Origin of the sequence: Streptomyces sp. CB09001, assembly GCF_003369795.1 — a bacterium.
Taxonomy (GTDB): Bacteria; Actinomycetota; Actinomycetes; order Streptomycetales; family Streptomycetaceae; genus Streptomyces.
Map to the genome: position 1 here is coordinate 4,569,087 of NZ_CP026730.1, position 26,061 is coordinate 4,595,147.

Sequence of the window (26,061 nt, forward strand, 5' to 3'; positions counted from 1 at the left end):
GCAGTTCTCCGCGCCCCTAGAGGGCGTTGGTCAGACGTGTCTTTGCCAGGTGGCGGAGTTCCTCTGCCGTTACCAGGCGTTCTTCGTCCGGGTCGTTGTTCAAACGTGACCGGATGGCTGTCAGGACGTGGTTCAGGGTCTCGTCCGGGGACAGGCCGGCCAGGCTGATGACGAACACGTGTCCGAAGCGGGACTCGTAGGCCGCGTGGGCCGCGTTCAGGGCGGTGTGGGCTGCCGCGTAGGTGTCCTCGGGCAGGGCGGGCAGCGTCTCCGCGGCCAGGGCCTCGGTCAGGTCGTCCGGGGAGAGGTCGTAGGCCGCCTCGTCCGCTGCCGCCAGGAGGGCGGCGAGGTCCGGGTAGGGGCGGTGGGTGATGAGGCGCTGGGCCCAGCCGTGGCTGTTCAGACAGGCGAGGAGGGTCTGGGCGGCCTCGTCGGCGGGGGCCGCGTTGAAGCGCTCCAGCGGGGTGGCCGTTGCCGGTGTGGCGCGTGTTTGCACCGGTACGGGTATGGCCACTCGGCGGGGGAGGTCTGGGAGACGGTGCGCAGGCAGCGTGGGTCCTCGTGGGCTTCACGTGTGTGTCGGCAGGGGATTGTGCGAAAGGTGTGGCGTCACGTTATCGAGTGACGGCAACGCGTGTCCGTCCGATGCCCGAATTTCACCCGAACGGGAGAGTTTCAGAACATGTGGTGGACGCATGACGGCAACGGCGACCTTAGGTTGGCGCTGTGAGCCAGCACAGAGGCCGGATACCGGCGCCCAAGGTGAGACAGCGGGCCGTGATCGCCGGCGCGGTGGTCGCCGCGCTCGGCGTGGGGGTCGGCCTGTGGGCCACCGACGGCGACGGCGGCGACGGTGACCGGGAGGGCTCGGCGGCCCGGTCCTCCACCGGCGAGGCGGCCGCCCCCAGCCCCAGCCGGTCCTACCCGCTGTCCAAGGAGCCGCGCACCATACCCGCCGTGCGCGAGCACACCGCAGCGCGCGGCCCCGGCTGGCAGCCCGAGAAGGGGAACCGGGTCGTCGTCGCAGACTCCGGCCTCGCCGACGAGGGCAAGCAGATCGCCGGCGACCTGGGGATGACGTACGCGGGGGAGAAGGACGACGAGCGCGCCGGGGACCTGCTGCTCGACGTGAAGGCCGACAAGGGCGCGAACCCGGAGTCGTACACCATGACCGTGCGGGACGGCCGGGTCACCGTCACCGGGCCCGCCGAGGCCGGCGTCTACTACGGCACCCGCACCCTGAAGCAGGCGGTGGACGGCGGCGGCACCGCGCCGGAGGGCGTGGTCAAGGACGAGCCCGCGAAACCGAAGCGCGGCTTCTCGCTCGACATCGCCCGCAAGCACTACAGCGCCGACTGGATCAAGGACCGGATCCGCGAGCTGGGCGACCTCAAGTTCAACGAGCTGGGCCTGCACTTCTCCGACGACCAGGCCTTCCGCATCGAGTCCGACTCGCACCCCGAGATCGTCTCGGACGAGCATCTGACCAAGGCCGAGATGAAGGAGATCATCGATCTCGCCGCCTCGCGCCACGTCACCGTCGTCCCCGAGATCGACTCGCCGGGCCACCTCGGCGCCGTGATCGCCGCGCACCCCGACCTCCAGCTGCGCAACGCGCAGGGCACGGCCACCCGCGGCGCCATCGACATCTCCAAGCCGGAGGCCGCGGAGATCGTCGACGACCTGCTGAACGAGTACGCCGACCTCTTCCCCGGCTCCCAGTTCCACCTGGGCGCCGACGAGTACCAGGCGCTCGTGGTACCGAACCCGGAGGCGTCCTACCCGACGCTGGCCGCCGCGGCCCGCAAGGCCTACGGTTCCGGCGGCACCGTCGCCGACCTCACCACCGGCTGGCTCAACGGCCGGGCCAAGACGGTCATGGCCCACGACCGCACCCCGCGCGCGTGGAACGACGGCTTCTTCAAGGACACGTCGGTCGAGCCGCTCAAGGACATCAAGGTCGCCTACTGGACCGGCAAGGAGATCGGCGCCCGCCCGCCGACCGAGTACCTGAGGGAGGGCCGCCAGGTCCTCAACTACAACGACGAGTTCCTCTACTACGTGCTCGGCCAGCCGCAGACCTTCGTCTACCCGACCGGCGAGCGCATCTACGAGCAGTGGACCCCGCGCGTCCTGCGCGGCACCACGCCCGTCGACGCCAAGTACGACGACCAGATACTCGGCGGCAGCTTCGCCGTCTGGGGCGACTTCCCGAACGCCCAGACCCAGGCCCAGGTCGCCGAAGGCATCCGGCTGCCACTGGCCGCTACGGTCCAGAAGCTGTGGGACCCCGGCAAACCCGAGCTGTCCTGGACGGACTTCGCGGCGCTGGCGAACCGGCTCGACTGACCTCGACCGGCGCGGCCAACACGCCGATTGGCCGATCCTGCTGCGAACTCCCGTACGGCTGTGGTGGTCTTTTGCCCAGCCGAACCGACACGCCGGGGGGACCGGGACATGGGCTACTGGGGGTACTTCGTCGTCGGCCGCGCCGAGCGGCCGCTCGCGGAGCTGGAGGCGCTGGCCGGCGCCGGGGACATGACCCTGTGCCGGTCCGCGCCGGACGGCTGGCAGGTGTGGGAGTTCCCGGGCGGTGACGGCGACGTCGGGAACATGAACGACCTGGCGGGGCAGACCGGCGCGCCCGCGCTGTTCGGCTACGTGATGGACAGCGACTGCGTGGTCGTGGAGGCGGCGGCGCCCGAGAGCGGGGCGTGGACGACCTGCCTGGCGCGTACCGCCATGGCCGGGTACCTGGGTGCCGAGCGGGACGGGCTCACCCTGGAGGACTACTTCCTCGAACCCCGGGACGCCGCCGAGCGCGCCGTCGCCTGGGCCGCCGAGGCGGGGCGTGCCGCGAGCGCCGCCGAGCTGGCGGGGGTGCTGTCGGACGACCCGGCTGCGGACGAGAACGAGAACGAGAACGAGGACGAGGACGAGGACGAGGAGGAGGAGGGGGCGGCTGCGGGCGGGGAGCCCGACGCGGGCGCCGACCGGGTCCCCGCTCCCGGTCCGGTGGCCGAAAACCTCTTCTTCCGGTTCCTCGACCGGCTGGGCGTCGTGCCCCTGTGACACTCCCGGGCCGTCGCACGCAGTAAGGGTCAGTGCGGGCTCCGTGGTGGTGAGCGGGGCGAAGCGGCCGGAACAGGGAGGCACCCGATGAGCCTGGTGGAACTGATCGCGCGGGCCGACACACGCGGACTCGCCGCGAGCGGCCTGGCTTGTTTGGACCGCTGCGTCCCGCTCCTCGACGGCGACGACGAGGCCCTCAGACCCCTGTGGGCGATCCTCGCCGACGCGACTGCCGACGCCGCCGATGCCGCCGACGCCACCGGCGACGCGACCGGGCCCGGCTGGGCCGCGGGGCTCGCGCAGGTGCGGGACAAGCTCGCCGGCCCCGACACCACGGGCGAGGACGAGGCCGTGGTCCTGGCCCGCCGCATGCTCGCGGCCGCGCCGGCCGAGTGCTCGGGACCGGCGCTGCGGACGTGGGCCGACGCCTGTTCCGTCGCCTCGCTCCGCATCCACCGGCTGCTCGACCCGGCGGCGGGCGCGACCCCGGCGGGCGACGTTCCCCGCGACGCGGGCACGGAGGGACTTCCCCCGCTCGTCGCCGCCGAACTGCGCCGCCAGACCGGCGTCCTGGAACTGCTCGCCGGACACGGCGCGGCGGGGCTGCGTCCGGCCCTCGAGGTCTCCACGGAGGGGCGCCGCGTGCTGCGTGCGGTGGTCTCCCGCCGGGCACGGGGGCGGGGCTGAACGCCGGGGCAGCCGTCGGGGCAGCCGTCGGGCCGTGCCTGTGACCGCCGTGCGGGGAACGCGCGGTGGCGGTGCGGCGGACGTGGCGGAGGTGGGGTGGTCCTGCGCCGGTTGCGGAACGACCGCTTCCGACGTGTGACGCAATGCCGTGCCACGGCGCTATAGCCCATGTGACGACTGTGACGACCAACGGATTGACCAGCGGATTGACGAGCGGGACGACGAGCCCGCGGCAGACCCGGCCGTCGGCCGCCGCCAAGCCGGTGCGGTGGGCGGCGGACGCGGTGGCCACGATGCGCGAGGGCGCGAGGCTGCGCCTGGACTACTCGGCGCAGAGCCTGTGGCGAGTGGACCGGATGATCGACGGCATCCGGGCCGAGGAGGCCCCCTACGCCGCCGTGGAGACGGAGCTGCGCGGACTCGGCGCGTACGCCGGAGAAGTGATCGTCCGTCAGGCGGGCGGCGAGTGGTGGACGACCGGTGGCGACCACTGGGTCCGCACCCCGGACGGGCGCCTGTGGGACCCGATCGACGAGGCCCGCCGCTGTTTCGCCGGCCACGGGTCGCTCCGTCTGCTGTGCCGGGACGCGACGGCGGCCCGGTGACACGGTGACGCCCGGCGGCCGGGACCACCACGGCCCCGGGCGTTCCTGTGACACTTCCGTGCGCGCAGACGCTGATGACCTTGGGGGGCGCTCACCCGAGCGCGCGGAGGACTCGGTACGGACGAGGACGGTTCTTGGGCCAGCGAGGGGAACCCCGCCGTGTACAGGCGTACGACGGGGAACTGGGCGCGGCGGTCGCGCGGGCCCAGGAGGGTGACGAGGCCGCCTTCGCGGTCGCCTACCGGTTCGTGCAGCCCGGGCTGCTGGGCTATCTGCGCGGGCTGGTCGGGGAGGACGCCGAGGACGTCGCCGGGGACGCGTGGCTGGAGATAGCCCGCGACCTGCGGCGCTTCCGGGGCGACGGCGCCGGCTTCCGGGGCTGGACGGCGACGATCGCCCGGCACCGGGCCCTGGACCACCTGCGGCGCCAGAAGGTGCGGCCCCGGCCCACGGCGCTGGAGCAGGACGTCCTGGACCTGCCCGGCCCGCACAGCACGCACGACCAGGTACTGGAGTCACTCTCCACCCAGGCCGCGCTCGCCCTGGTCTCGGCGCTGCCGCGCGACCAGGCGGAGGCCGTGCTGCTGCGGGTCGTCGTCGGTCTCGACGGCCCCTCCGCCGCGCGTGTGCTCGGCAAGCGGCCGGGCGCGGTGCGTACGGCGACGTACCGGGGCCTGAAGCGGCTCGCCCGGCAGCTGGGGGCGGACGGTGTGACGGATGACGGTCCCAGGACGCTGGGGGAGTCGACATGAGGGGCGCCGAGGGCGGCGGCCCGGCGGACCGGGCGGGAGCGGAGGCGGGCATGGGTGCACGGCACGGGGAGGACGACGGCCGTCGGCCCGCCGCGCTCGGCGGCTCCCGCCACGCGGAGGCGCTGCTCGCCGCGGCGCTGCGCGGGGAGCTGGCCGACGCCGAGGGCGAGCGGCGCGCCGTGGCCGCGTTCCGGACCGCCAGGGAGGCGGAACCGGCCCGGGCCGTGCGCACCCGGCGGCGGGACGACTGGCGGCCGCGCGCCGGGCGAAGGACGGGGCGCACGCTGAAGACCGCGCTCTCCGTCCTGCTGGCGAGCCTCACCCTGGGCGGGGTCGCGTACGCGGCCATGGGCGGGGGCGGCTCCGCCGCGGACGACGGCGGCCGGGACCGGGTGCGCCCGCCCGCCCCGGCCGACGGCGCCTCGGTCCGGCCCGTCGCCACCCCGCGCGCCGCCACGCCCGCCCCCGCCACCACGCCCCCCGGTGCCTCCCCGCCGCCGGAGCGCCCGGACACCGCCGGGGACACCGAGGCCCAGTGCCGTGCCTACGAGCGACTGGACGGCCGAGGCGGGGCCCTGGACGCCACGGCCTGGCAGCGGCTGCTCACGGCGGCGGGCGGCGCGGAGCACGTCGAGGCCTACTGCGCCGGGCAGTCCGCCCGGGAGACCGGAACGAACCGGTCGAACGGCGAGGGGAACGGCGAGGGAAACGGCGAGGGGAACGGCGAGCGGAACGGCGGCGCCGGTGACAGCGGCCAGGAAAACGACGGCCAGGAGAACGGCGACCAGGGAAGCGACGGCCAGGGAAGCGGCGACCGGGGCAAGGGTGTTGGCGGCGAGGTCGGCGGCGCTGCGGAACCGACCCCCGGCCGGGGTCAGTAGCCCACCACCAGCGACGATCGCGGCGGCCAAGGCAACGGCCGAGGCCGCCACCCCCCACAGGAGAGGCCCCGGCCGTCGCGCGGCACGGGCCGCGCGGCGGCCCGTACTCCCTTCAGCGTCGCGACTGCGTTTTCTGTCACACCTCACCGCGTCACGGGTTAGTTGCATCCTGTACGGCAATGCGAGGAGGACATGGACGAGTGGCGGTTTCAAGACGTAACGTGCCATTCGCGCCGATGCTGCGGGGGGCCCGCTCCCGCGACGGAGTCGCGGGCGACCACCGCGACGATCGACGGAGCAACCACGACGGCGAGGACCACGTCCGCGAGAGCGGCGCCGGCTCAGGCGCAGAAAGGCTTCTCGGTGCTGGGGGACGACGCGGAGCTGACCGCCGCGGTGATTGCGGCACAGGACGGGGACGAGGCCGCGTTCCGGACCGTGTACCGCGCCGTGCATCCGCGACTGCTCGGATACGTGCGTACGCTCGTCGGCGAACACGACGCCGAGGACGTGGCGTCCGAGGCCTGGCTCCAGATAGCCCGTGACCTGGAACGGTTCGACGGCGACGCCGACCGGTTCCGCGGCTGGGCCGCCCGTATCGCCCGCAACCGCGCGCTGGACCAGATCCGCATGCGCGGCCGCCGGCCGGTGATCGGCGGCGACGAGACGGAGCTGACCGGCAAGCCCGCGGAGTCCGACACCGCGGGTGAGGCCATGGAGGCGCTGGCCACCGGCAGCACCCTCTCCCTCATCGCCCGGCTGCCCCAGGACCAGGCCGAGGCGGTCGTGCTGCGCGTGGTGATGGGCCTCGACGCCAAGAGTGCCGCCGAGACCCTCGGCAAACGGCCCGGTGCGGTCCGTACGGCGGCGCACCGTGGCCTGAAGCGCCTGGCCGAACTGCTCGGCGGCGATCCGGAATCGGGCGGCGGGCTCGACGCCCTGCCGCCGCAGCGAGAACCGCGCGGTCGTGCGGTGACGTCCGCGAGTGTGACGCATACGCGTGCGCGGACGCAGAAGGACATGTGATGGCCGACGAGCAGGACAAGTGGCTGGACCGCGAAACGGCGGAGTTCCTGCTGCGCGGAGAGCCACTGGAGGGCGCCGACCCCGCGGTTCGCGACCGCGCCGAACGACTCGTCGCGGCCTTGGGCGCGCTCACTGCCCCGTCGGCACCGAACGGCGAGGAACTCCCCGGCGAGGCCGCCGCGTTGGCCGCTTTCCGCAAGGTGCGCGCCGAACGGGCGGACACGTCGGCGGGAGCCTCGGCCGCCGTCGCAGACGGTGCCGCCGGCCGGACCGCCGGCGCCGGTCCCGTCCGCATCGGCTCGCGTGGCGAGGGCGCCCGGCGTCCGCGCCGGGGCCGCCCCCTGCGGCTCGGGCTGGCCGCCGCGCTGACCGTCGGCATGATCGGCGGCGTGGCGGCGGCGGCCGGAACCGGAGTGCTGCCGACGCCGTTCGACCGCACCGAACCGGAACCCGCCGCCACCGTCTCTGCCGCGGCCTCCCCCCACCGTCCCTCCGCCCCGCCCTCGCCGCTCGACGGCGTGCAGGGCGGGTCGGTGCCGGGCGCCACCCCGGGCGCGCCCGACGGAGGCACCGCGCGGGACGGCGGCGAGGCCCGGGACCGCGGCGCCGACGGCCAGGACCCCGGCGGCTCCGACGGCCGGCGGTCGAGCCTCGCCGCGTCCTGCCGCGAGGTGCGCGCCGGCAAGGAACTCGACACCGTCCACCGCCGTGCGCTGAAGGACGCGGCCGGGGGAGCGTCGCGGGTCGGGAAGTACTGCGGCGGTCTCCTCGCCGGAACCGGCACCGGCGGCCGGGACGGCGCCGACCGGACCGTCCCCGGAGGGCCGGTCCGGGAGGGCGAGCTTCGCGGGGACACCGGCGACGGCGACAGCCAGGGCCAGAAGGGCGACGAAGGCGGCAAGGGCGGCAAGAGCGACGAGGGCGAAGGCCAAGACAAGGGCGACGGCAACGGCGACGGCAACGGCAAGGGCCAGGGCCAGGGCAAGGGCGACGACGGTGACGACGGCGGCAACGGCCAGGACGACGCCGATGCCGACATAGCCCCGCCCGTGCGAGGTCCCCACCACCCCGCTCGCCCCCACCACCCCGACCGGGTCCACGGCCCGCAGATCTCCTCGGCCGCTCGGCCGCAGCCGCGGCACACCGGCGCACCCCACGCCGCGTAGCCCCGCGAGCCCGTCCGACCTGCGCTTTCGTGATCTGCCAGGACTCTCCCTCGCCGCGGGTGTGACACTTTCGGCCCCCGTGACGCAGTAATGAGTGAGCCGACTGGTCATCGGCTTTCGCACCGAGCCGGGGTTCCCCCCGTACCCGTGGCTCGTGCACCTCGGCGCGGGCGGGACACGTTCCCCCGGTCCCGCCCGCGCCCCATTCGCCGTCCGGCGGTCCGGCCGGACACCCGCTCACCAGTACACGACGACCTTGTCGCCGGTCTTCACCTGCGCGTACAGAGCCGCGATCGCCGCCTCGTCCCGCACGTTGACGCAGCCGTGCGAGGCACCCGCGTACCCGTGGGCCGCGAAGTCGTAGGAGTAGTGCACGGCCTGGCCGCCGCTGAAGAACATGGCGTACGGCATGGCCGAGTCGTAGAGCGTCGAGACGTGGTGACGGGACTTCCAGTAGACCTGGAAGACGCCCTCCCGGGTCGGCGTGTACTGCGAGCCGAAGCGCACGGACATCGTCGACACGGTCCGCCCGTCGATCATCCAGCGCAGCGTCCGGCTCGACTTGCTGACGCAGAGCACCCGGCCGGTCGTGCAGCGCGGGTCGGGTGCGGCGGCGGGCTGGCCGCCCATCAGGTACAGGTCCCACTTGCCCGGCTCGTGCGACATCCCGAGCAGCCGCTGCCAGGTGACGGAGTCCGTCCGGCCGGTCCGCGGCAGCCCGCGCTTGCCCTGGAATCCGCTGACCGCGCGCTCGGTCAGGTCGTCGTAGGTCCCGGTCGGCCCGTCCACGAGCCACTCCACCTGGCGCAGCCGGGCCTGCAGCTCACGGACGTCCCGGCCGGTGTCGCCCCGCCTCCACAGCACCCTGGGCGCCTCCGGCCCGGCAGCGGGCGCACTCGGCGGCGCACTCGACGGCCGGTGCCGGTCCTGGGACGGCGTGCTCCTCGGCGGGTGGCCGGTGACCTCTATGCGCACCGGCGCGTGGCCCTTGCCGTCCGGCCCGGTGCCCTGCACGGTGCAGCCGCCCGCCACCAGTACGGCCCCCAGCGCGACGGCGACCACCCGTCCCGTGCTCCCCATGCCCCTCATACGCATCACGGCCCCCCGTCGTCTCACGGCCCCGCACGGACGTCCCCAGAGATGTTCCCCGGGATGACGCGCCGCGAACGGCACGGCATCGTTGTGACGGGGCCCTCTCCGGGGCTGTGAGGAAGGTCCCAGCGTGCGCCTCTCCACCGGGTGCACGCGCGCGGATACAGTCCGTCGAAGGATCGGCCCGTACCGGCGGGCAGGTGACGGGTAGTTCGAGCAGGTCGAACATGTGCTCAGCGGGAGGCATCACACCATGACGCGCGAGTCCGAGTCCGGGCTGCCCATCGAACCGGTCTACGGGCCCGACGCCCTGGCGGACTGGGAGGCGGCCGAGAAGCTGGGCGAGCCCGGGAAGTACCCCTTCACCCGGGGTGTCTACCCGTCGATGTACACGGGCCGGCCGTGGACGATGCGCCAGTACGCCGGTTTCGGCACGGCGACCGAGTCCAACGCCCGCTACAAGCAGCTGATCGCCAACGGCACCATGGGCCTGTCGGTCGCCTTCGACCTGCCCACCCAGATGGGCCACGACTCCGACGCGCCGATCGCGAGCGGCGAGGTCGGCAAGGTCGGCGTCGCCATCGACTCCATCGACGACATGCGGGTGCTGTTCGGCGGGATCCCGCTGGACAAGGTCTCCACGTCGATGACGATCAACGCCCCGGCCTCGCTGCTGCTCCTGCTCTACCAACTGGTCGCCGAGGAGCAGGGCGTGAGCGCCGACCGGCTCACCGGCACGATCCAGAACGACGTGCTGAAGGAGTACATCGCGCGCGGGACGTACATCTTCCCGCCCAAGCCGTCGCTGCGCCTGATCGCGGACATCTTCAAGTACTGCCGGGCCGAGATCCCGAAGTGGAACACCATCTCGATCTCCGGCTACCACATGGCCGAGGCCGGTGCCTCGCCCGCGCAGGAGATCGCCTTCACCCTCGCCGACGGCATCGAGTACGTGCGTACCGCGGTCGCGGCCGGCATGGACGTCGACGACTTCGCGCCCCGCCTCTCCTTCTTCTTCGTGGCCCGCACGACGATCCTGGAGGAGGTCGCCAAGTTCCGCGCGGCCCGCCGGATCTGGGCGCGGGTGATGAGGGAGGAGTTCGGCGCGAAGAACCCCAAGTCGCTGATGCTGCGCTTCCACACCCAGACGGCCGGCGTGCAGCTGACCGCCCAGCAGCCCGAGGTGAACCTGGTCCGCGTCGCAGTGCAGGGCCTGGGCGCGGTCCTCGGCGGCACCCAGTCGCTGCACACCAACTCCTTCGACGAGGCCATCGCGCTGCCCACCGACAAGTCCGCGCGCCTGGCCCTGCGCACCCAGCAGGTGCTCGCCTACGAGACGGACGTGACGGCGACCGTCGACCCCTTCGCCGGCTCCTACGTCGTCGAGACGATGACCGACGACGTCGAGGCGGCGGCGCTGGAGCTGATGCGCAAGGTCGAGGACCTCGGCGGCGCGGTCAACGCCATCGAGCACGGCTTCCAGAAGAGCGAGATCGAGCGCTCCGCCTACCGCATCGCCCAGGAGACCGACTCCGGGGAGCGGGTCGTGGTCGGCGTCAACCGCTTCCAGCTCGACGCGGAGGAGCCCTACGAGCCGCTCCGCGTCGACCCGGCCATCGAGGCCCAGCAGGCCGACCGCCTGGCCAGGCTCCGCGCGGAGCGCGACCGGACGGCGGTGGACTCGGCCCTGGCGGCCCTGAAGAAGGCGGCCGAGGGCGAGGACAACGTCCTGTACCCGATGAAGGACGCCCTGCGCGCCCGCGCCACGGTGGGCGAGGTGTGCAACGCGCTGCGGGAGGTCTGGGGGACGTACGTCCCGTCGGACGCGTTCTGACAGCCGCTGAGCCGGGCTGTTGCCTCGCCCGGGTGATCGGGGCGAAGACGTCCCGTCAGGCGGCGGCGGACCGGTTCGGGCCTCGGCCGCCCAGTCCGAACCGGCCCAGGTAGGTGTCGAGGCCCGCCGTCGACTCCCCGGACCACCCCACGTACCCGTCCGGCCGTACGAGGAACAGCCCCGCCCCGTACGCCCCGTGCGCGCCCCCGCGCACCACCCGTACCGACTCCCCCACGCCACCGCCGGGCGCGTCGACGCCCAGCGCCAGCAGTGTCCAGTGCGGCCCCCGGAACGCGTCGAAGAGCCGTACGCCGTCCACCTTCCCGTCGGGCGCACGGTCCCCGGCCCGCACCGGCTCCTCGCCGACGGCGCCCCGCGCCTCCACCGTCAGCGACGACTCGCGGTACCCCAGCCCCAGCTGCCGGGTCGCCCCGCCGCGCCGCACCTCGCCGCGGTGGACGCCGGTCGACAGGTCGAGCATCTGCGCCGCGATCGGGCGCCGTTCCTCCTCGTAGCTGTCCAGGAGCCCGGCCGGGGCGGCGCCCGTCAGCACCGCCCCCAGCTTCCAGCCCAGGTTGTAGGCGTCCTGGACGCTGGTGTTCAGGCCCTGGCCGCCCGCGGGCGAGTGCACGTGCGCCGCGTCCCCGGCGAGGAAGACCCGGCCCGCGCGGAACCGGTCGGCCAGGGCGGCCCGCGGCCGGAAGTCGGAGGCCCAGCGCACCTCGGTCACGTCCTCGGCCGCGATGTGCGAGCGCTCCGCGACGACCTTGCGGACGCCGTCCGGGGAGACGTCCACGTCCGCGCCCTCCGGGAACCGCGCCATCACCTGGAAGTCCTCGGTGCCGGCCAGGGGGCAGACGACGAGGAAGTCGGCGCCGTCGCCGGGCGGGAAGACGTGCCAGTTGTCCCGGTCCAGGCCACGGATCCGGGCGTCCGCGACCAGCGTCGGATTCGGGTCGACGGTCTCGCCGGTCATGCCGATGCCCAGGGCGCGGCGCACCGCCGACCGGCCGCCGTCCGCGGCCACCAGGTAGCGGGCGCGGACCGTTGCGCCCGAGGACAGGTGCGCGGTGACGGATTCCGCGTCCTGCGTGAGACCGGCGACCTCCTGGCCGAAGGCGATCCTGCCGCCCAGCTCCGCGAGCCGCCCCGCGAGGATCTCCTGCGTGCGCCACTGCGGCACCATCCACGGCTCGTTGTACGGCGAGTCCTCGATCGGCTCCGCCGGGTCGAACATGGGGTGCTCACCCACCCGCTCGCCGTTCCGCCAGACCATGGCGACCGGGTAGGTGCCGCCCGCCGCGTGGATCGCGGCGAGGACGCCGAGGTCGTCGAACACCTCCATGGTCCGGGGTTGCAGGCCCTTGCCCCGTGAGCCGGGGAACAGTCCGTCCGCGCGCTCCAGGATCAGTGCGGGGACCCCGCGCCGGGCCAGGTCGACACCGAGGGCGAGACCGGTGGGACCCGCGCCGACGATCAGAACATCCGCGTCCAGGGCGGGCGCATCCGTGACATTCACGGCAACTCTCCTTAACGACGTTAAGTACCGTTCGGGTTCAAGAATGGCCTTAACGCCGTTAAGCTGTCAAGCGTGAGTACAGAACGACGCGCCCCCCTCGACCGCCGACGGGTCGCGGACACGGCGCTCAAGCTGCTGAACGACGTCGGCCTGGAGGGCCTGACCCTGCGCGCCATCGCCAGGGAGCTGGACGTCAAGGCGCCCGCCCTGTACTGGCACTTCAAGGACAAGCAGGCCCTGCTGGACGAGATGGCCACCGAGATGTACCGGCGGATGGTCGCGGCCACCGCCCTCGACCCGGCCGCCACCTGGCGGGAGCGGCTGCTCGAGGCCAACCGCGGCCTGCGCGCCTCGCTGCTGGGCTACCGCGACGGCGCCAAGGTCTTCAGCGGCTCACGCTTCACCGGCGCGGTGCACGCCGAGGAGATGGAGAAGAGCCTGCGGCTGTTCACCGCCGCCGGACTCACCCTCGCCCAGGCGGTCCGGGCGAACACGACGACGTACCTGTTCACCCTGGGCTTCGTCACCGAGGAACAGGGCGTCGAGCCCCTGCCCGGCGAGCGCCGGGAGGGCTTCGACGTGGAGGAGCGCGCCCGCCTGCTGGCCGACTATCCTCTGACGGCCGCGGCGGGCGCGGAGATCTTCACGGACCACGACCGGCACTTCGAGGAGTCGCTGGCCCTGGTGATCGCGGGCATCGCGGCGTCCTACGGCCTCGACTGAGCCGCCCCCGCGGCCCCGCCCGCCCTCGACCGCCGCTCCGCCCGGTACCGGCGCACCGCGCGCGTGACGAGGGGCGGCAGCAGGTCCAGGGCGAGCCGCCGGGTACGGTCCCGCCGGGCCGACGGCCGGGCCGTGCGGGCCGCGGTCCGCGCCGGACGGGCCTGCACGGTCTGCTCGGGCACCGGCGCGGCGTCCGGCCGGCCCCCGTCGGCGGCGGGAACGGCGGCGGGGTGCCGCGACGACGGCAGCGACGGCGGCCGCAGCCGCTTGCCCCGGGCGCGGGTCCGCACCAGCCGGTGTCCCGCGGCCGGCTCCACGGTCACGGCGATGTCGTCGCGCCCGCGCAGCGCCGCGAGCAGCTCCTCCTGCACGGGCTCCGGGTCGCCCCAGGTGCCGTACAGCTTCTGGCTGCTCAGGCAGACCGGGCGCAGCCCGCCGCCCAGTACCGCCTCCCAGGCCGCGACGGCGACGCCCGGGGTGTGTTCGCTGCGGAAGTCGTCCAGGACGACGATGCCGTCGGGTCCCAGCAGCTCCCTGGCCGCACGGATGTCGCCCGCCACGTGCTCGTACAGGTGCGAGGCGTCGATGTGGACGAAGCGGCAGGTGCCCGGCGCGACCTCGTCGACGACCGCGGAACTGGGCGCCTGGATGATCCTCGGCAGGGTGTCGTGGAAGGAGAGGTAGTTGCGTTCGAAGGCCTGGCGGGTGAGCGAGGAGTACGACTTCGCCGCCTCCGCCCGGTTGGCCGCGTCCGGCGGCTCGGCGCCGAACAGGTCGCAGACGGTGAGCGTCTCGCCGTCCCGCAGCCGGTGCCCGAGCAGGATCGCGCTCTTGCCCAGGTAGGCGCCCAGTTCCAGCAGGTCGCCGCGGGTGTCCAGGCGCTCCTGCCGCTCCAGGAACCAGGAGAACAGCACCTGGTCGAGCGGCCAGAACCAGCCGGGGACGTCGTTCAGCTCACCGGGGTACTCGTGCGTCTCTTGCGCAGTGGCCATGAGGCGAGGATGCCCCCTCGGCACCCGAAATGGAGGGGGCGCGCGCCATACGACGGTCAGAAAATCGCACGTATCGCTCAATGTGTCCGGGACAGCGCGTTCCGCAGCCGGGGAGTGAGCGTGTTCTCGACGTACCGGTTCAGCAGCCGGGCCAGCACGAGCATCGCCGCGACGGTCAGCAGGAAGGTGGCGTACGACGGGACGCCCAGATCCTGGTGGAGCGCCTCGATGACGACCCAGCCCAGGTGCTCGTGGACGAGGTAGAAGGGGTAGGTCAGCGCACCCGCGACCGTCAGCCAGCGCCAGTCGGCCCAGTGCAGCCAGCCGAGCGCGATGACGGCGACCAGGGCGAAGCCCAGCGTGACGATCAGGATGATGCCGAACGACGTCCGGTTGGCGAAGGCGTCCGGGGAGGGCGGTCGCCACAGGTCCTGCACGGCCCAGTACTGGCCGATCAGCCAGCTCACGGCGACGATGCCCCACGCGTACGCGTCCCGCCGGTCCCGGTGCACCAGGTACAGGCCGATGCCGCCGATGAAGAACGGCGCGTACTGCGGCATCAGGACCAGGTCGAGCAGCGGCTCCTCGGCCGCCTGCGCGATCGCCGCCCCCAGCGTCCAGCAGGCGCAGAAGAGGATGACCCGCCGCCGGCTCGCGCCCGGCAGGACGACGCAGAGGGCGAACAGGGCGTAGAAGCGGATCTCCGCCCACAGCGTCCAGTCCACACCGAGGACCCGATCGGCGCCGAGGGGCTGGTGCAGCAGCGTCAGGTTCAGCAGCCCCTCGCTCGGCGAGACCGCCTCGTAGGCGACGACCGGCAGGGCGAACACGGCCGTCACGAGGACGACCGCCACCCAGTAGGCGGGCAGCAGCCGGGAGGCGCGCGAGGCGAAGAAGGAACGCGGCGACCGTCCCCACCCGCTCATGCAGATGACGAATCCACTGATCACGAAGAACACCTGCACGCCCAGGCAGCCGTACGCGAACAGCGAGTGCAGGGTCGGGAACTGGAACTTCGGCGACGACCCCCAGGCCGTGGTCACGTCACCGCCGCGCCCGCCGTAGTGGTACGCCGCCACCATCAGCGCGGCCACCAGCCGCAGTCCGTCCAGGGCGCGCAGCCGCCCCTTCGTGGACCTGGGCGGCGCCGGTGCCGGACCGGACGGGGCCGGAGGGGAGACGCTCTCCTCCGGCCGCGGTATGGACGTGCTCACGACCGTCTTGGTCACGCTCGTACTACTCCTTCGACCGCTGTCCGGTCGTTCATCGGTGGTCAGGACGCGCGCAGGTATGCGGAGTGCGCGGCCTTGCCCAGGTAGGTGAAGCGGGTCTCGCCCTTCAGGTGGTCGTCCAGGGCGGTCTTGATGCCCGGCCAGTGGGGGTCGCCGTAGTCGTCCAGGACGACGATCCCGCCCGGCGCGGAGATCTCCTCGGCCCACTCCAGGTCCTGGGCGACGCCCTTGGCCGAGTGGTCGCCGTCCACGACGATCACCCCGTAGCGGCGGTCCGAGACGGCGGCCCGGGTCCCGGGGTCCTCGGAGTACCCGCGCTGGATGCGCGCCGCCGCGCCCGCCGGACCGGCCAGACCCAGATTGGTGCGTACGGCGTGCTCGTCGACCGGGGTCCCGGTGGGGTCGGGGCGCTGCTCGGTGCCGGGCTGGAGCTGGACGCCGGCGAACGGGTCGACGATGGTCAGGCTCGGGCCGCGGCCGTCGCGCTCCAGCATCCGCACGAGCCCGGCGGAGAACATGCCGTACAGCGTGCCGATCTCCAGGACCTCGTCGTTCGGCGGGTCGAGCAGCGGGATGGTGCCGAGCTTGCCGCAGATGTTCATGGTGCCGCCCGCGATCCGGCCGACGCCCAGCGACTCCAGCGCGACCAGCAGCCGGAACGCGGCGGAGACGTTGCGCACCGCCGCGTCGCGGTCCCCGGACAGGGCCGTGACCTCGGCGTACAGACGTTCCAGCGGAGCCTCGGCCACCATGCGCGAGATGCCGCGGCCACGGGGGCCGCAGAGCAGCTCGAAGGTGAGCTGCCGGCGCTTGAGCACCTCGACGTCCCGCACCAGCCGCTCGGTGTCCGGGCCGCCCGGCGCCCCCTGGGCGTCGGCGCCCCGGGCGGCCGAACGGACCCGCCGCTCGATGCGCTCGTCGATCAGGTCGGCGACCGGGCGCAGCAGGCGCCGGGCCGCCGGACCGCGGAGGAGGGAACGGCTGTTCATGGGTCAAGGACCTCAATCCGTCACGGAGTTGAACGTGAGTACGAGGAACACGGGTGGGGGTGGGGCAAGGCTAGGCATGCGCACGGCCGGGAGAAGAACAGCCGAGCGGGCCATCGGGAGAACTTCTGGGGAACTCCGGCTGTCCGGCAGGGGACGGCCGCCCCGGCCCCGGCCGGTCCGGCGCTCAGTCCCCCTTGCGCAGCCGCGCCGAGTGATGGGTCACCTGGGCCCTGACCGACTCCCTGCGGGCCAGCTGGCGGATGGCCCGGCCGCGCGGGCCGAGCAGGGCCGCCACCCGGGCGATCTCCGACCACACCCGGCCCCGGTCGCCACCGGCGATGGCCGCGGCGGCCAGGAGCCGGCACGCCTCGCCGGTCCGGCCCCGGGCGGCCTGCAGTTCGGCCATGCCGATCAGCACGTCCACCGGCTGCCGGCGGCGCAGGATCTCGGTGCCCACCCGCAGGGCGTCCTCGACGTTCCCCGTGCTGACGTGGCGCTTGAAGTCCTCGTTGAGGTGCCGGATCTGCTGCGGGATCACCGCCCGCAGCTCCCCGGGAGCGTCGCCGTCCGCCGTGCCCAGGTCCTCCTCGGGCGCGGTGTCCCGCGCGTGCGGCACCCGGTCGGGGCCGGGGAGCCCCAGGGCGGCCGTCATCCGGGCGGTGAACGCGGGGATGGCGAACAGCTCCTCGACCTCCCGGTAGTCGCCCTCCGAGACCTGCTCGCCCAGTACCGCCCGCAGGGCCTCGAACGCCGCCTCGGGGGTGTAGTCGGCGAAGGAGCGGTAGCCCGGCACCCCGTCGAGCACCTCGTGGGAGCCGACCCGACGGTAGGTGGCCACCCGCAGCCGCTGCTGGACGGCCTCGACCACCGACAGCGGCATCGGGTCGTCCACGGAGGAGAGGAAGAAGACGTCCGACGCGGCCAGTTCCTCCCGCACCCGCGGCCGGGACAGTGCGCCCGTCCACGTCACCCGGTCGGAGATCAGGGTCGACGAGGCGATCCGGGGGGTGCGGTGGCCGATCCACGTGAACCGCCACGGCAGGCCCTCGGCGTGGGCGAGCTCCGCGACCCGGGAGAAGAGGTCCAGGCCCTTGCGGTCCTGCATGGAGCCGACCATCACGATCCGCGGCCGCGCCCCCGGCACCGCCCGGGCGCGGACCCGGTGGGTGTCCTGCGGAACGGAGTTGTAGACGACGACGGGATCGGTGACCCCGAGCCCGCGGAACATGTCGGCCTGGGCCGTGGAGACGCACAGCACGCTGAGCTCCGGCAGCAGCTTCAGCATTTCCTTGTGCCGCAGCCCGCTGTGCTCGGCCTCGTAGGCCATCACGTGCTCGGTCTCGTGCGCGTACAGGAAGACCGGCCGGGCCTCGGCGAGCAGGGTGCCGACGAGGTCGTTGCCGATGGCCGAACGCCACAGCGGCGCCAGGCTGTTGACCAGGACCACGTCGATGTCCCGCAGCGCGTCGAGCACGTCCTCGGTACGGCAGTACGCGCTCAGGTCGATGTAGCGGACGTCCACGGGGGAGTGCGCGAGCAGCGCCTGGGTGTACGTCAGGACCGGGATCGCCACGCCCGTGACATAGCCGAAGCCCAGGCCCAGCACGGCCAGTGAGCGGGGCGGCCGTTGCCGCTCCCGTACCGCCCGCAGCGCGCGCTCGGCGCGGGTGCCGACCGGTGCGCGGGAGGCCTCGCCGGACTCCGGGGCGGCCCGCGGCGCACGGACCTTCGCCTCCTGGACCACCGTGAGGATCCGCTCCGCCACGTCGTCGTGGAAGGTGAGGAAGTGGGTCAGCGGCTCCCCGGTGTTGTTGCCGGCGAACTTGCCCGTACGGTGCAACTGCCCCACCAGGTCCACGAGCTCCCCCACGCTGCCGACGTTGCGCAGCAGCGCGTGATTGACGGCGGGGAAGACGATGTTCAGCGGCGGCGGGCTGAACAGCACCAGCGGGACGCCGGCCCGCAGGGTCTGCAGATAGGTCGTGGAGAAGAACGTGAGGGCCAGGTCGTAGGACTCCAGGCCCGCCGCGTCCACCAGCGTCGACTCGTCCAGGACCGTGACCCCGGGCAGCGTGCCCAGCCAGTTCAGGTGACCGGAGAGGGTCGAGGGATGCGGCTTGACCGCGACCTCACCGAACTCGGCGAGCGCCTCGCAGGCCGCCCGCAGGTACTCGCGGTGCTGACCGGCCGCCAGTTTGCGCTGGTCACCCAGAGGCTGGTCGAGGACGATGATCCGCAACGGCTCCCGCGAGGAACGCGCGGGCCGCGGCGCCGGATTGAGCGTGGCGCGCAGCAGGTCCGGGTCGTCGCTGTGGCCGAGGGCGCCGGTGATGTGGACCACCGGGTCGTCGTCCGCCCTGCGGTACAGCAGGTGCTGGGCGGGCGAAGGGCCCCAGACGCAGACCGCGGCGGGCCCCGATGCACCGTAGTACCAGTTCTGGTCGCGGAGCCCGGGGCCGAGCCTCTTGTAGTGGAAGTCGAGATGACCGTCCTGGACGAGGACCACCGGCAGCGTCTCGGTGAGGGCCTGGGCGATCCTGCTGCCGCGCTGCGAACGGTCGTTGAAGAGGACCAGCCGGTCGACGGACTCGGTCCGCACGAAATCCGATATTCGGGGACTTATCTCCTCCAGGAACTGCGCGTGCGCGAGCGCCTCCTCCTCCCGGAACAGGTTGTCCACCCGCGCCCCGTCGAGCCGGGCCAAGGCCTCCTCCTCGATCCACCGCCCCACGTCCCCTTCGAGGTCGGCGGTGACCAGCAGGAACGTGTGCTCCCGTGCCCCCGGCGCGTTCATGATCCCTGCGGTGAGACCGACACCGTTGCGGTTCTCGATGAAAACGGCGATACGCATAGACGACCAGCCCAGTCCCAAGGGTCTGTGGTGCACAGATGCACAGAGTTGTGATTTTTCTGGGGAGATTTCCCGTGGGGATCATCGCACGGGAAGTGGCGTCCAATGAGTGAAGGGAAAATGAACGGAAAGGGGCAGGGCGGCCCAGGGATTCCACGTCCATGTTCCCGACACCGGAAGTTTTCTCAGCGTTTGACCGACCGTCGAATACTGCGCGCCCGGCGCACGACCCTGCGTGCCGTGGCGTTGCGCGGCAGGAATGCCAGCCGCTCCGGAATTCCGCCGGGCAGCCCCAACGACGTGAGCCGCCGCTTCTTGAAGTACCGCCGGGTGCGGGCGTCGAGACTGCTCCGCAGGTACTCCTCGGCGGCCGGCCGCAGCTCCGGCAGGATCTTGGACTGCATCGCGAAACCGACCGCCCGCACCAGCGCCGCCAGGGCCTCGGTGTCCAGGCCCGGACGCCCCTCGGCGACGGCCTCGGCGTCGTCCGGTCCGGGCAGCAGCGCGTCGACGATGGTGACCGGGACGCGGTTGCTGTTCTCGTACGGCGTCAGCCGGTCCAGCAGGGTGTCGGTGCCGACCCGGGCCACCGGCAGGCGGTACAGGGCGGACGCGGTGAGCAGGGCCGTGGAGAAGCAGCCGACGACGAGCGCCGGGCGCATCCGCTGGTACAGCACCTCCGCCAGGACCGGCGTGTCCAGCACGGTGAGTTCGACACCGAGCCGCTCCGCCTCCTGCTCCAGGGAGCGGATGAAGCGCGCCGGGGCCGTGGGATGCGGCTTGAACACCACACGGGTGTGGCCGAGCCCGACGGCGCCCGTCAGCATCCGCACGTGCAGGGACTCCTCCTCCTCGGCGGAGAGGATGCCCAGCGCCGACAGGTACTGACCGAGCAGCAGCGCCGGTTCCTCGACGTCCGGCAGCCCGGCCCCGGTGCCCGCCAGCTCGGCCAGCACCTTGGTGAACGCCTGCGTCGGCACGATCTCCGGCGCGACACCGAACTCGGTGAGCAGCAGCGGCGTCAGGCCCGGCACCAGGTCGAGGTGGAGCAGCCGCTCCACGCGCGAGCCGACCAGCGCGTCGAGCTTGTTGCGGGTGGGCCCGTAGCTCATCAGACCGTCCGCGTAGACGGTCAGCGGCGCGTCGGTGAAGATCTGCGCCACGCCCAGCGCCGGGTGCACCTGGATCGACTCCACGACGAGCTCCACGTCGTCGTCGCCGAGCCCCCAGGCCAGCCGCAGATACCGCTCCCACATCGGTGCGTCGTCCACCCGCGGCGACCAGCCGCCCGGATGGAAGGGGAAGATCGTCTCGTTCCACGACACCACGTCGTCGAACCGCGACCGCAACTGCTCGAATCCGGGCATCTCGTCCACGGCGGGCGTCGTCTCGGGCGTCGTCGCGTTGTTGGAGACCAGCAGGATCCGCCGGTCGGACGCGTCGAAGCAGCCCGCGTCCAGGGCCGCGGCGAGCGTGGCCGTGCCGTACAGCGTCGACGCCAGGAAGATCTGCGTGCTCACGCGGCCACCCCCGCGCCCGCGACCGCACGCCGGCGCAGCCGCCGCAGCCGAGTGGCGCGCTCGGCGTCCATCGAGCCGAGCACCTGGTCGAGCGCGTCCTGCGGCATCCGCCGCAGTGCGGCGGAGCTCATCGTCTTCAGTTTCCGGGCCACGGCAGGCTCGAACCTTTCGATGGAACCGAGATGGTGGGAAATGATCGCGCAGTACGTGCGCACGGCCTTCGGGAGCAGATCGGCGGCGTCGGGGTCGGCGGCCGCCCCCGCGACGACCTCGTCGAAGGCGCGGAGGAAGTCCAGCTGGCGGACGTCCCCGATCTGGGTGAGCGAGGACGCCACACCGCGCCGGTAGAAGACCCCGAGCAGTCCGGTCACCGCGAAGGACTCCGCCTCCCGGTGCAGCTTCCAGATCCACGGCCGGTCCTCGGCCGTACGCAGCCCGTCGGTGAAGTGCAGCAGGCCCCGCTCGACCAGCCGGCGGTGGTAGATCCCGGCCCAGGCGTAGGCGTAGTCGACGGACGTGGACCGGTGGGCGGGCAGGATCGCGTCCCGCGGCCGCAGGACCACGCCCCTGCGGCCGTGCGGCACCCGGTACACGGTGCGGGCCCGCGCCGTGCACTGGACGTGGTCCGTGCGCACGAAGTCGCAGCCCAGCTTCTCGATCGTGGCGACCAGCCGGTCGTAGTGGCCGGGCGCCAGCCAGTCGTCGCCGTCGAGGAAGGTGACGTACTCGCCGCGCGCCCGGCCGATGCCGGTGTTGCGGGCGGTCGCCAGGCCGCCGTTCCGCTCGTGTCGGACCAGGACCGCGCCGGGCAGCTCGTGCTCCGCGCGCGCGAGGAGGTCCGCGGTCCCGTCGGTCGAGCAGTCGTCGACGAGAATGAATTCGAAGTCGTCCCGCGCGTTCGCGCGCAGACTCCGCAGGGTGTCGGGTGCGTATTGCCGCACGTTGTAGAACGGCACGATGACGGAGAGAGTTGGCACGTGGGGAACGTTAGGCGGGGCTCCGGCATGCGGCTTTACCCGTGGCTTGATACGAGGTGAACGAGGCGTGGCGAAGCGGTGAAGCGGATACTTTTCCGCGGCCCGGACAGGCCGGTTCCCCATTCGGCGATGTGCTGTTCACCCTTTGTTGGATTCCGGTTGGGCGGTTCCTAGAAATGGCTTCCTAGCGTCTACGGCGTGCCAGCAAGTGCAACGAAGGCCCTGCGAGTCGCCGTCCTGGCGGACTCCGACACCCGGTGGAAATGGGGCGCGCTCACCGCGACCCGCCTCCGCCCCGGGGACACGGAGATCCACCTCGACGGCTACCTCCTGCGCGGCCGAGCCACCCCCACCGCCCGCCAGCTGCGCGAGGTCGGCGTCAGCGCGGACACGCTCCGCGAGGTGACCGCCGTCGAGTTCCTGAGCGCCATGGACGGGGCGCGCGGCGAGGACTCCTACGACGTCCTCGTCCTCGCCCTGGTCGGCGGCGGCGTCCAGGCGATGCTGCACGGGCTCGGCCGGGTCTGGCAGGACCGTGCCGAACGGCCCGTGGTCGTCACCGGCTACGTCGGCGTCGTCTACGAGAAGCTCGCCGACGGCCTGCTGCTGCGCCACGGCGCCGACCTCGTGCTCGCCAACTCCCGCCAGGACGCGGAGCGTTTCCGCACCGTGTACGAGGGGGTCGGCGCCGACGCCGCCGCGGTGACCGAGGTCGCCCTGCCCTTCCTGGGCGGGGCCGCCTACGCCGGTGAGCCGGGCGACGCGGGCGACCGCCCCTACACCGTGGTCTTCGCCGCGCAGCCCTCCGTGCCGGACAGCCGCAGGGACCGTACGTACCTCCTCGAACGGCTGATCAGGCACGCCCGGCTGCACCCCGAGCGGGAGGTGCTGCTCAAGCTGCGCTCCAGGCCCGGCGAGCACACCACGCACATCGAGGAGCTGCCCTACCAGAAGCTGGTGCAGCGGGCCGACCCGCCGGTCAACTTCCGCCTGGTGTACGGCCACATGGGCGAGGTCCTGGACCGCACCGACCTCCTGGTCACCATCAGCTCCACGGCGGCCCTGGAGTCCCTGCACCGCCGCATCCCCACCGTCGTCCTCAGCGACCTCGGGGTGCGCGAGGCGCTCGGCAACCACCACTTCGTGGGCTCCGGCTGCCTCGCCTCCTGGGACCAGCTCGACGCCGGCCACCGTCCCGCCCCCGACCCCGGCTGGGTCGCCCGGCAGGGCGTGGCGGCGGACGGCGGCTACGAGACCGCCTTCGACCAGGCCCGCTCCCGCATCGCCGCCCTGCTGGTCCGGCCCGGCGGCCTGCCGCCGCTCGCCCCCTACTACACCCTCACCACCGCCCCCGGGTACCTCCCCGGCATCCTCGCCCGCCACCACCTCGCCCCCGACGGCACGCCGCTGCCCGGCGCGCCCGCCGCCGACCGCGCGCCCGGCCCGGTCCGCCAGGTCGTCCGCCGCGCGGCCCGCGGCGCCTACCGGCACGGCGTCCAGCGAGTCGCCCCGGTGATCCGCCGGATGGGGGAGCTGTGACGACCCCGATCCCCGGACCGGCCCCGGCACCCGCGTCGGTCCCGATTCCTGGACTGGCCTCGGCGGCCGCGTCGGTCCCGGTCCCCGGTCTGGCCTCGGTGCCCGCGTCGATGCCGAGCCCCGGTCCGGCCTCGGCGCCCGTGCCGGTCCTGGTTCCCGGTCCGGCCTCGGGCTCCGGGTCCGTCCCGGCGCCCGGGGCTGCTCCGGCGGGCGGGCCGGCCCCGGTCCTCGGCGGCGCCGCAGTCCCCGGGCCCGTCCCGACACCCGAGACCCCTGCGGTCCCGTCCGCGGCGTCCGCGGTCCCCGCGACACCTGTGCAAGGAGCAGTTGCCATGTCCAACAGTCAAGCGAGTCCGGGCGCTTCGGTGCGCCGGGTGCTCGCCGTGATTCCCGCCCGCGGGGGCTCCAAGGGAGTTCCCGCGAAGAACCTCGCCCCCGTCGGCGGCGTCCCGCTGGTGGTCCGCGCGGTGCGCGAGTGCCGGGCCGCCCGCCTCGTGACCGACGTCGTCGTCTCCACCGACGACCAGGCCATCGCCGCGGCGGCCCGCGAGGCCGGCGCCGAGGTCGTGCTGCGGCCCGCGGCCATCGCCGGGGACACGGCCACCTCGGAGGCCGCCGTGCTGCACGCCATGGACGCCCACGAGGCCCTGCACGGCGCCGCCGTCGACGCGGTCCTCCTCGTCCAGTGCACCAGCCCCTTCCTGGTCCGCGAGGACGTCGACGGGGTGGCCGGCGCGGTCGTCGAGGACGGCGCGGACACGGCCGTCACCGTCGCCCCCTTCCACGGCTTCGTCTGGCGGGACGGCGCCGACGAGACGGGCGGGGCCGACGGCGGCCACGGCGTCAACCACGACAAGGCGTACCGCCCCCGCCGCCAGGACCGCCCCCAGGACCTGCTGGAGACCGGCGCCGCCTACGCCATGGCCGCCCCCGGCTTCCGCAAGCACCAGCACCGCTTCTTCGGCCGCACCGAACTGGTCCGCACCGACCCGGCCCGCGTCCTGGAGATCGACGACCCGCACGACCTCGCCCGCGCCCGAGCCCTGGCCCCGCACTTCGACACGGCCCGGCCCGGCGCCCTCGCGGTCGGTCCTCCCACCCGCCTCCCCGCCGCGGCCGACATCGACGCCGTGGTCCTCGACTTCGACGGCACCCAGACCGACGACCGGGTGCTGATCGACTCCGACGGACGGGAGTTCGTCTCCGTGCACCGCGGCGACGGACTCGGCATCGCCGCCCTGCGCCGCAGCGGCCTGACGATGCTGATCCTGTCCACGGAGGTGAACCCGGTCGTCGCCGCCCGCGCACGCAAGCTCAAGCTCCCCGTGCTGCACGGCATCGACCGCAAGGACCTCGCCCTCAAGCAGTGGTGCGAGGAACAGGGCATCGCGCCCGAACGCGTGCTCTACGTCGGCAACGACGTCAACGACCTCCCGTGCTTCGCCCTCGTCGGCTGGCCCGTGGCGGTCGCGAGCGCCCACGACGCCGTACGCGGCGCGGCCCGCGCGGTCACCACCGTCCCCGGCGGCGAAGGCGCCGTACGGGAGATCGCGACCTGGTTGCTCGGCCCGTCCCTGGACGTCCTCGACCCCGCTCTCGAAACCACCCCCACGCTCACCCAGTCCAAGTAAGGAACCCCCTGCCATGAGCACCAACTCCCGCATCCGCACCTTCGGCACCCGCGAGGCCGGCCCCGGCCGCCCCGTCTACGTCACCGGCGAGATCGGCATCAACCACAACGGCGAGCTCGACAACGCGTTCAAGCTGATCGACGCCGCCGCCGAGGCCGGCTGCGACGCCGTCAAGTTCCAGAAGCGCACCCCGGAGATCTGCACCCCGCGCGACCAGTGGGACATCGAGCGCGACACCCCCTGGGGCCGGATGACGTACATCGACTACCGCCACCGCGTGGAGTTCGGCGAGGACGAGTACCGGCAGATCGACGACTACTGCAAGTCCAAGAACATCGACTGGTTCGCCTCCCCGTGGGACACCGAGGCCGTCGCCTTCCTGGAGAAGTTCGACGTCCCCGCCCACAAGGTCGCCTCCGCCTCCCTGACCGACGACGAGCTGCTGCGCGCCCTGCGCGCCACGGGCAAGACGGTCATCCTCTCCACCGGCATGTCCACCCCGAAGCAGATCCGCCACGCGGTCGAGGTCCTCGGCAGCGACAACATCCTCATGTGCCACGCCACCTCCACCTACCCGGCGCAGGCCGAGGAGCTGAACCTCCGCGTCATCAACACCCTCCAGCAGGAGTTCCCGAACGTCCCGATCGGCTACTCCGGCCACGAGACCGGCCTCCAGACCACGCTGGCCGCCGTCGCCCTCGGCGCCACCTTCGTCGAGCGCCACATCACCCTCGACCGCGCCATGTGGGGCTCCGACCAGGCCGCCTCCGTCGAGCCGCAGGGCCTGACCCGCCTGGTGCGCGACATCCGCACCATCGAGGCCTCCCTCGGCGACGGCGTCAAGAAGGTCTACGACTCCGAGCTCGGCCCGATGAAGAAGCTGCGCCGCGTCACCGGCGTCGTCGCCGAGGCGGAGATCGCCGCCGCCGCGGGCGAGCCCGTCACCGTCTGATCCCCGGCCACCGAGTCACTC

The 26,061-nt window shown here is 73.2% G+C and carries 21 protein-coding genes and 1 pseudogene; 13 read left to right on the forward strand and 9 right to left on the reverse strand.

The window, feature by feature from the left end; all coding sequences use genetic code 11:
• Positions 1 to 16: 16 nt before the first annotated feature.
• Entirely contained in the window at positions 17 to 550 is a 534-nt protein-coding gene (locus C4J65_RS21405; RefSeq protein WP_205351157.1) for a 2-oxo-4-hydroxy-4-carboxy-5-ureidoimidazoline decarboxylase, read from the reverse strand.
• Positions 551 to 777: 227 nt separating this feature from the next.
• Here C4J65_RS21405 and C4J65_RS21410 point away from each other — a divergent pair, with 227 nt between their 5' ends.
• The 8 genes and pseudogenes from C4J65_RS21410 (at position 778) to C4J65_RS21445 (ending at position 8,189) form a co-directional block, all read left to right on the forward strand.
• Positions 778 to 2,349: a glycoside hydrolase family 20 protein gene (locus tag C4J65_RS21410; RefSeq protein ID WP_115743832.1), complete on the forward strand. Its 1,572-nt coding sequence runs from the start codon at positions 778 to 780 to the stop codon at positions 2,347 to 2,349.
• A gap of 108 nt (positions 2,350 to 2,457) precedes the next feature.
• Positions 2,458 to 2,850, forward strand: a pseudogene (locus C4J65_RS37200) (hypothetical protein); the annotation flags it as partial.
• A gap of 309 nt (positions 2,851 to 3,159) precedes the next feature.
• Entirely contained in the window at positions 3,160 to 3,759 is a 600-nt protein-coding gene (locus C4J65_RS21420) for a hypothetical protein (protein WP_115743834.1), read from the forward strand.
• Between the two features lie 179 nt (positions 3,760 to 3,938).
• The gene (locus C4J65_RS21425) at positions 3,939 to 4,364 is read left to right on the forward strand and encodes a hypothetical protein (RefSeq protein ID WP_240330641.1); all 426 of its coding nucleotides are present in this window, start codon (positions 3,939 to 3,941) and stop codon (positions 4,362 to 4,364) included.
• Positions 4,365 to 4,498: 134 nt separating this feature from the next.
• On the forward strand, positions 4,499 to 5,116 hold the full coding sequence (locus C4J65_RS21430; RefSeq protein ID WP_162833271.1) for an RNA polymerase sigma factor: 618 nt from the start codon (positions 4,499 to 4,501) through the stop codon (positions 5,114 to 5,116).
• Complete coding sequence (locus C4J65_RS36125; protein WP_205351047.1) at positions 5,113 to 5,997, forward strand: hypothetical protein; 885 nt, start codon at positions 5,113 to 5,115, stop codon at positions 5,995 to 5,997. Before C4J65_RS21430 ends, C4J65_RS36125 begins: the two co-directional genes overlap by 4 nt.
• A 363-nt stretch (positions 5,998 to 6,360) precedes the next feature.
• Positions 6,361 to 7,023 (forward strand): RNA polymerase sigma factor, encoded by a 663-nt coding sequence (locus C4J65_RS21440; RefSeq protein ID WP_115743837.1) that lies wholly within the window; start codon positions 6,361 to 6,363, stop codon positions 7,021 to 7,023.
• A complete protein-coding gene (locus tag C4J65_RS21445; RefSeq protein ID WP_115743838.1) occupies positions 7,023 to 8,189 on the forward strand; it encodes a hypothetical protein in 1,167 nt (388 codons plus the stop codon). Before C4J65_RS21440 ends, C4J65_RS21445 begins: the two co-directional genes overlap by 1 nt.
• A 237-nt stretch (positions 8,190 to 8,426) precedes the next feature.
• On the opposite strand, the gene C4J65_RS21450 is transcribed toward C4J65_RS21445, so the two are convergent.
• Positions 8,427 to 9,284 carry a L,D-transpeptidase family protein gene (locus C4J65_RS21450; protein ID WP_115743839.1) on the reverse strand — a complete coding sequence of 286 codons (858 nt, stop codon included), beginning with the start codon at positions 9,282 to 9,284 and terminating at the stop codon, positions 8,427 to 8,429.
• 250 nt (positions 9,285 to 9,534) lie between these two features.
• Between C4J65_RS21450 and C4J65_RS21455 the strand changes: the two genes are divergently transcribed.
• The gene (locus C4J65_RS21455) at positions 9,535 to 11,115 is read left to right on the forward strand and encodes a methylmalonyl-CoA mutase family protein (protein ID WP_115743840.1); all 1,581 of its coding nucleotides are present in this window, start codon (positions 9,535 to 9,537) and stop codon (positions 11,113 to 11,115) included.
• Between the two features lie 55 nt (positions 11,116 to 11,170).
• Here the strand turns inward: C4J65_RS21455 and C4J65_RS21460 are convergent, their stop codons facing one another.
• A complete protein-coding gene (locus tag C4J65_RS21460; RefSeq protein ID WP_115746562.1) occupies positions 11,171 to 12,610 on the reverse strand; it encodes an FAD-dependent oxidoreductase in 1,440 nt (479 codons plus the stop codon).
• A gap of 96 nt (positions 12,611 to 12,706) precedes the next feature.
• Here C4J65_RS21460 and C4J65_RS21465 point away from each other — a divergent pair, with 96 nt between their 5' ends.
• Complete coding sequence (locus C4J65_RS21465; RefSeq protein ID WP_115743841.1) at positions 12,707 to 13,357, forward strand: TetR/AcrR family transcriptional regulator; 651 nt, start codon at positions 12,707 to 12,709, stop codon at positions 13,355 to 13,357.
• On the opposite strand, the gene C4J65_RS21470 is transcribed toward C4J65_RS21465, so the two are convergent.
• The 6 genes from C4J65_RS21470 to C4J65_RS21495 all read right to left on the reverse strand — a co-directional run bounded on the left by C4J65_RS21470 (position 13,342) and on the right by C4J65_RS21495 (position 21,918).
• Complete coding sequence (locus C4J65_RS21470; RefSeq protein WP_115743842.1) at positions 13,342 to 14,349, reverse strand: class I SAM-dependent methyltransferase; 1,008 nt, start codon at positions 14,347 to 14,349, stop codon at positions 13,342 to 13,344. The genes C4J65_RS21465 and C4J65_RS21470 overlap by 16 nt on opposite strands.
• Before the next feature lie 77 nt (positions 14,350 to 14,426).
• Positions 14,427 to 15,578, reverse strand: a complete 1,152-nt coding sequence (locus C4J65_RS21475) for an acyltransferase (protein ID WP_115743843.1) — start codon at positions 15,576 to 15,578, stop codon at positions 14,427 to 14,429.
• A gap of 44 nt (positions 15,579 to 15,622) precedes the next feature.
• Entirely contained in the window at positions 15,623 to 16,570 is a 948-nt protein-coding gene (locus C4J65_RS21480) for a class I SAM-dependent methyltransferase (RefSeq protein ID WP_115743844.1), read from the reverse strand.
• A 184-nt stretch (positions 16,571 to 16,754) separates the two neighbouring features.
• Positions 16,755 to 19,421 (reverse strand): glycosyltransferase family 4 protein, encoded by a 2,667-nt coding sequence (locus C4J65_RS21485; protein ID WP_115743845.1) that lies wholly within the window; start codon positions 19,419 to 19,421, stop codon positions 16,755 to 16,757.
• Positions 19,422 to 19,606: 185 nt separating this feature from the next.
• Positions 19,607 to 20,941, reverse strand: coding sequence for a polysialyltransferase family glycosyltransferase (locus C4J65_RS21490; protein WP_115743846.1), 1,335 nt, complete (start codon positions 20,939 to 20,941; stop codon positions 19,607 to 19,609).
• The gene (locus C4J65_RS21495) at positions 20,938 to 21,918 is read right to left on the reverse strand and encodes a glycosyltransferase family 2 protein (RefSeq protein WP_115743847.1); all 981 of its coding nucleotides are present in this window, start codon (positions 21,916 to 21,918) and stop codon (positions 20,938 to 20,940) included. The genes C4J65_RS21490 and C4J65_RS21495 overlap by 4 nt, the downstream gene beginning before the upstream one ends.
• Before the next feature lie 198 nt (positions 21,919 to 22,116).
• Between C4J65_RS21495 and C4J65_RS21500 the strand changes: the two genes are divergently transcribed.
• The 3 genes from C4J65_RS21500 (at position 22,117) to C4J65_RS21510 (ending at position 26,040) form a co-directional block, all read left to right on the forward strand.
• Positions 22,117 to 23,457, forward strand: a complete 1,341-nt coding sequence (locus tag C4J65_RS21500) for a DUF6716 putative glycosyltransferase (protein ID WP_115743848.1) — start codon at positions 22,117 to 22,119, stop codon at positions 23,455 to 23,457.
• Positions 23,458 to 23,789: 332 nt separating this feature from the next.
• Entirely contained in the window at positions 23,790 to 25,088 is a 1,299-nt protein-coding gene (locus C4J65_RS21505; RefSeq protein WP_115743849.1) for an N-acylneuraminate cytidylyltransferase, read from the forward strand.
• 13 nt (positions 25,089 to 25,101) lie between these two features.
• Positions 25,102 to 26,040, forward strand: a complete 939-nt coding sequence (locus C4J65_RS21510) for an N-acetylneuraminate synthase family protein (protein WP_115743850.1) — start codon at positions 25,102 to 25,104, stop codon at positions 26,038 to 26,040.
• Positions 26,041 to 26,061 lie beyond the last annotated feature (21 nt).

Coding starts and splice junctions, on each gene's coding strand:
- C4J65_RS21420 (WP_115743834.1), top strand. CDS start 3,160: ATGAGCCTGGTGGAACTGATCGCGCGGGCCGACACACGCGGACTCGCC.
- C4J65_RS36125 (WP_205351047.1), top strand. CDS start 5,113: ATGAGGGGCGCCGAGGGCGGCGGCCCGGCGGACCGGGCGGGAGCGGAG.
- C4J65_RS21445 (WP_115743838.1), top strand. CDS start 7,023: ATGGCCGACGAGCAGGACAAGTGGCTGGACCGCGAAACGGCGGAGTTC.
- C4J65_RS21450 (WP_115743839.1), bottom strand. CDS start 9,284: ATGCGTATGAGGGGCATGGGGAGCACGGGACGGGTGGTCGCCGTCGCG.
- C4J65_RS21455 (WP_115743840.1), top strand. CDS start 9,535: ATGACGCGCGAGTCCGAGTCCGGGCTGCCCATCGAACCGGTCTACGGG.
- C4J65_RS21470 (WP_115743842.1), bottom strand. CDS start 14,349: ATGGCCACTGCGCAAGAGACGCACGAGTACCCCGGTGAGCTGAACGAC.
- C4J65_RS21480 (WP_115743844.1), bottom strand. CDS start 16,570: ATGAACAGCCGTTCCCTCCTCCGCGGTCCGGCGGCCCGGCGCCTGCTG.
- C4J65_RS21485 (WP_115743845.1), bottom strand. CDS start 19,421: ATGCGTATCGCCGTTTTCATCGAGAACCGCAACGGTGTCGGTCTCACC.
- C4J65_RS21505 (WP_115743849.1), top strand. CDS start 23,790: ATGTCCAACAGTCAAGCGAGTCCGGGCGCTTCGGTGCGCCGGGTGCTC.
- C4J65_RS21510 (WP_115743850.1), top strand. CDS start 25,102: ATGAGCACCAACTCCCGCATCCGCACCTTCGGCACCCGCGAGGCCGGC.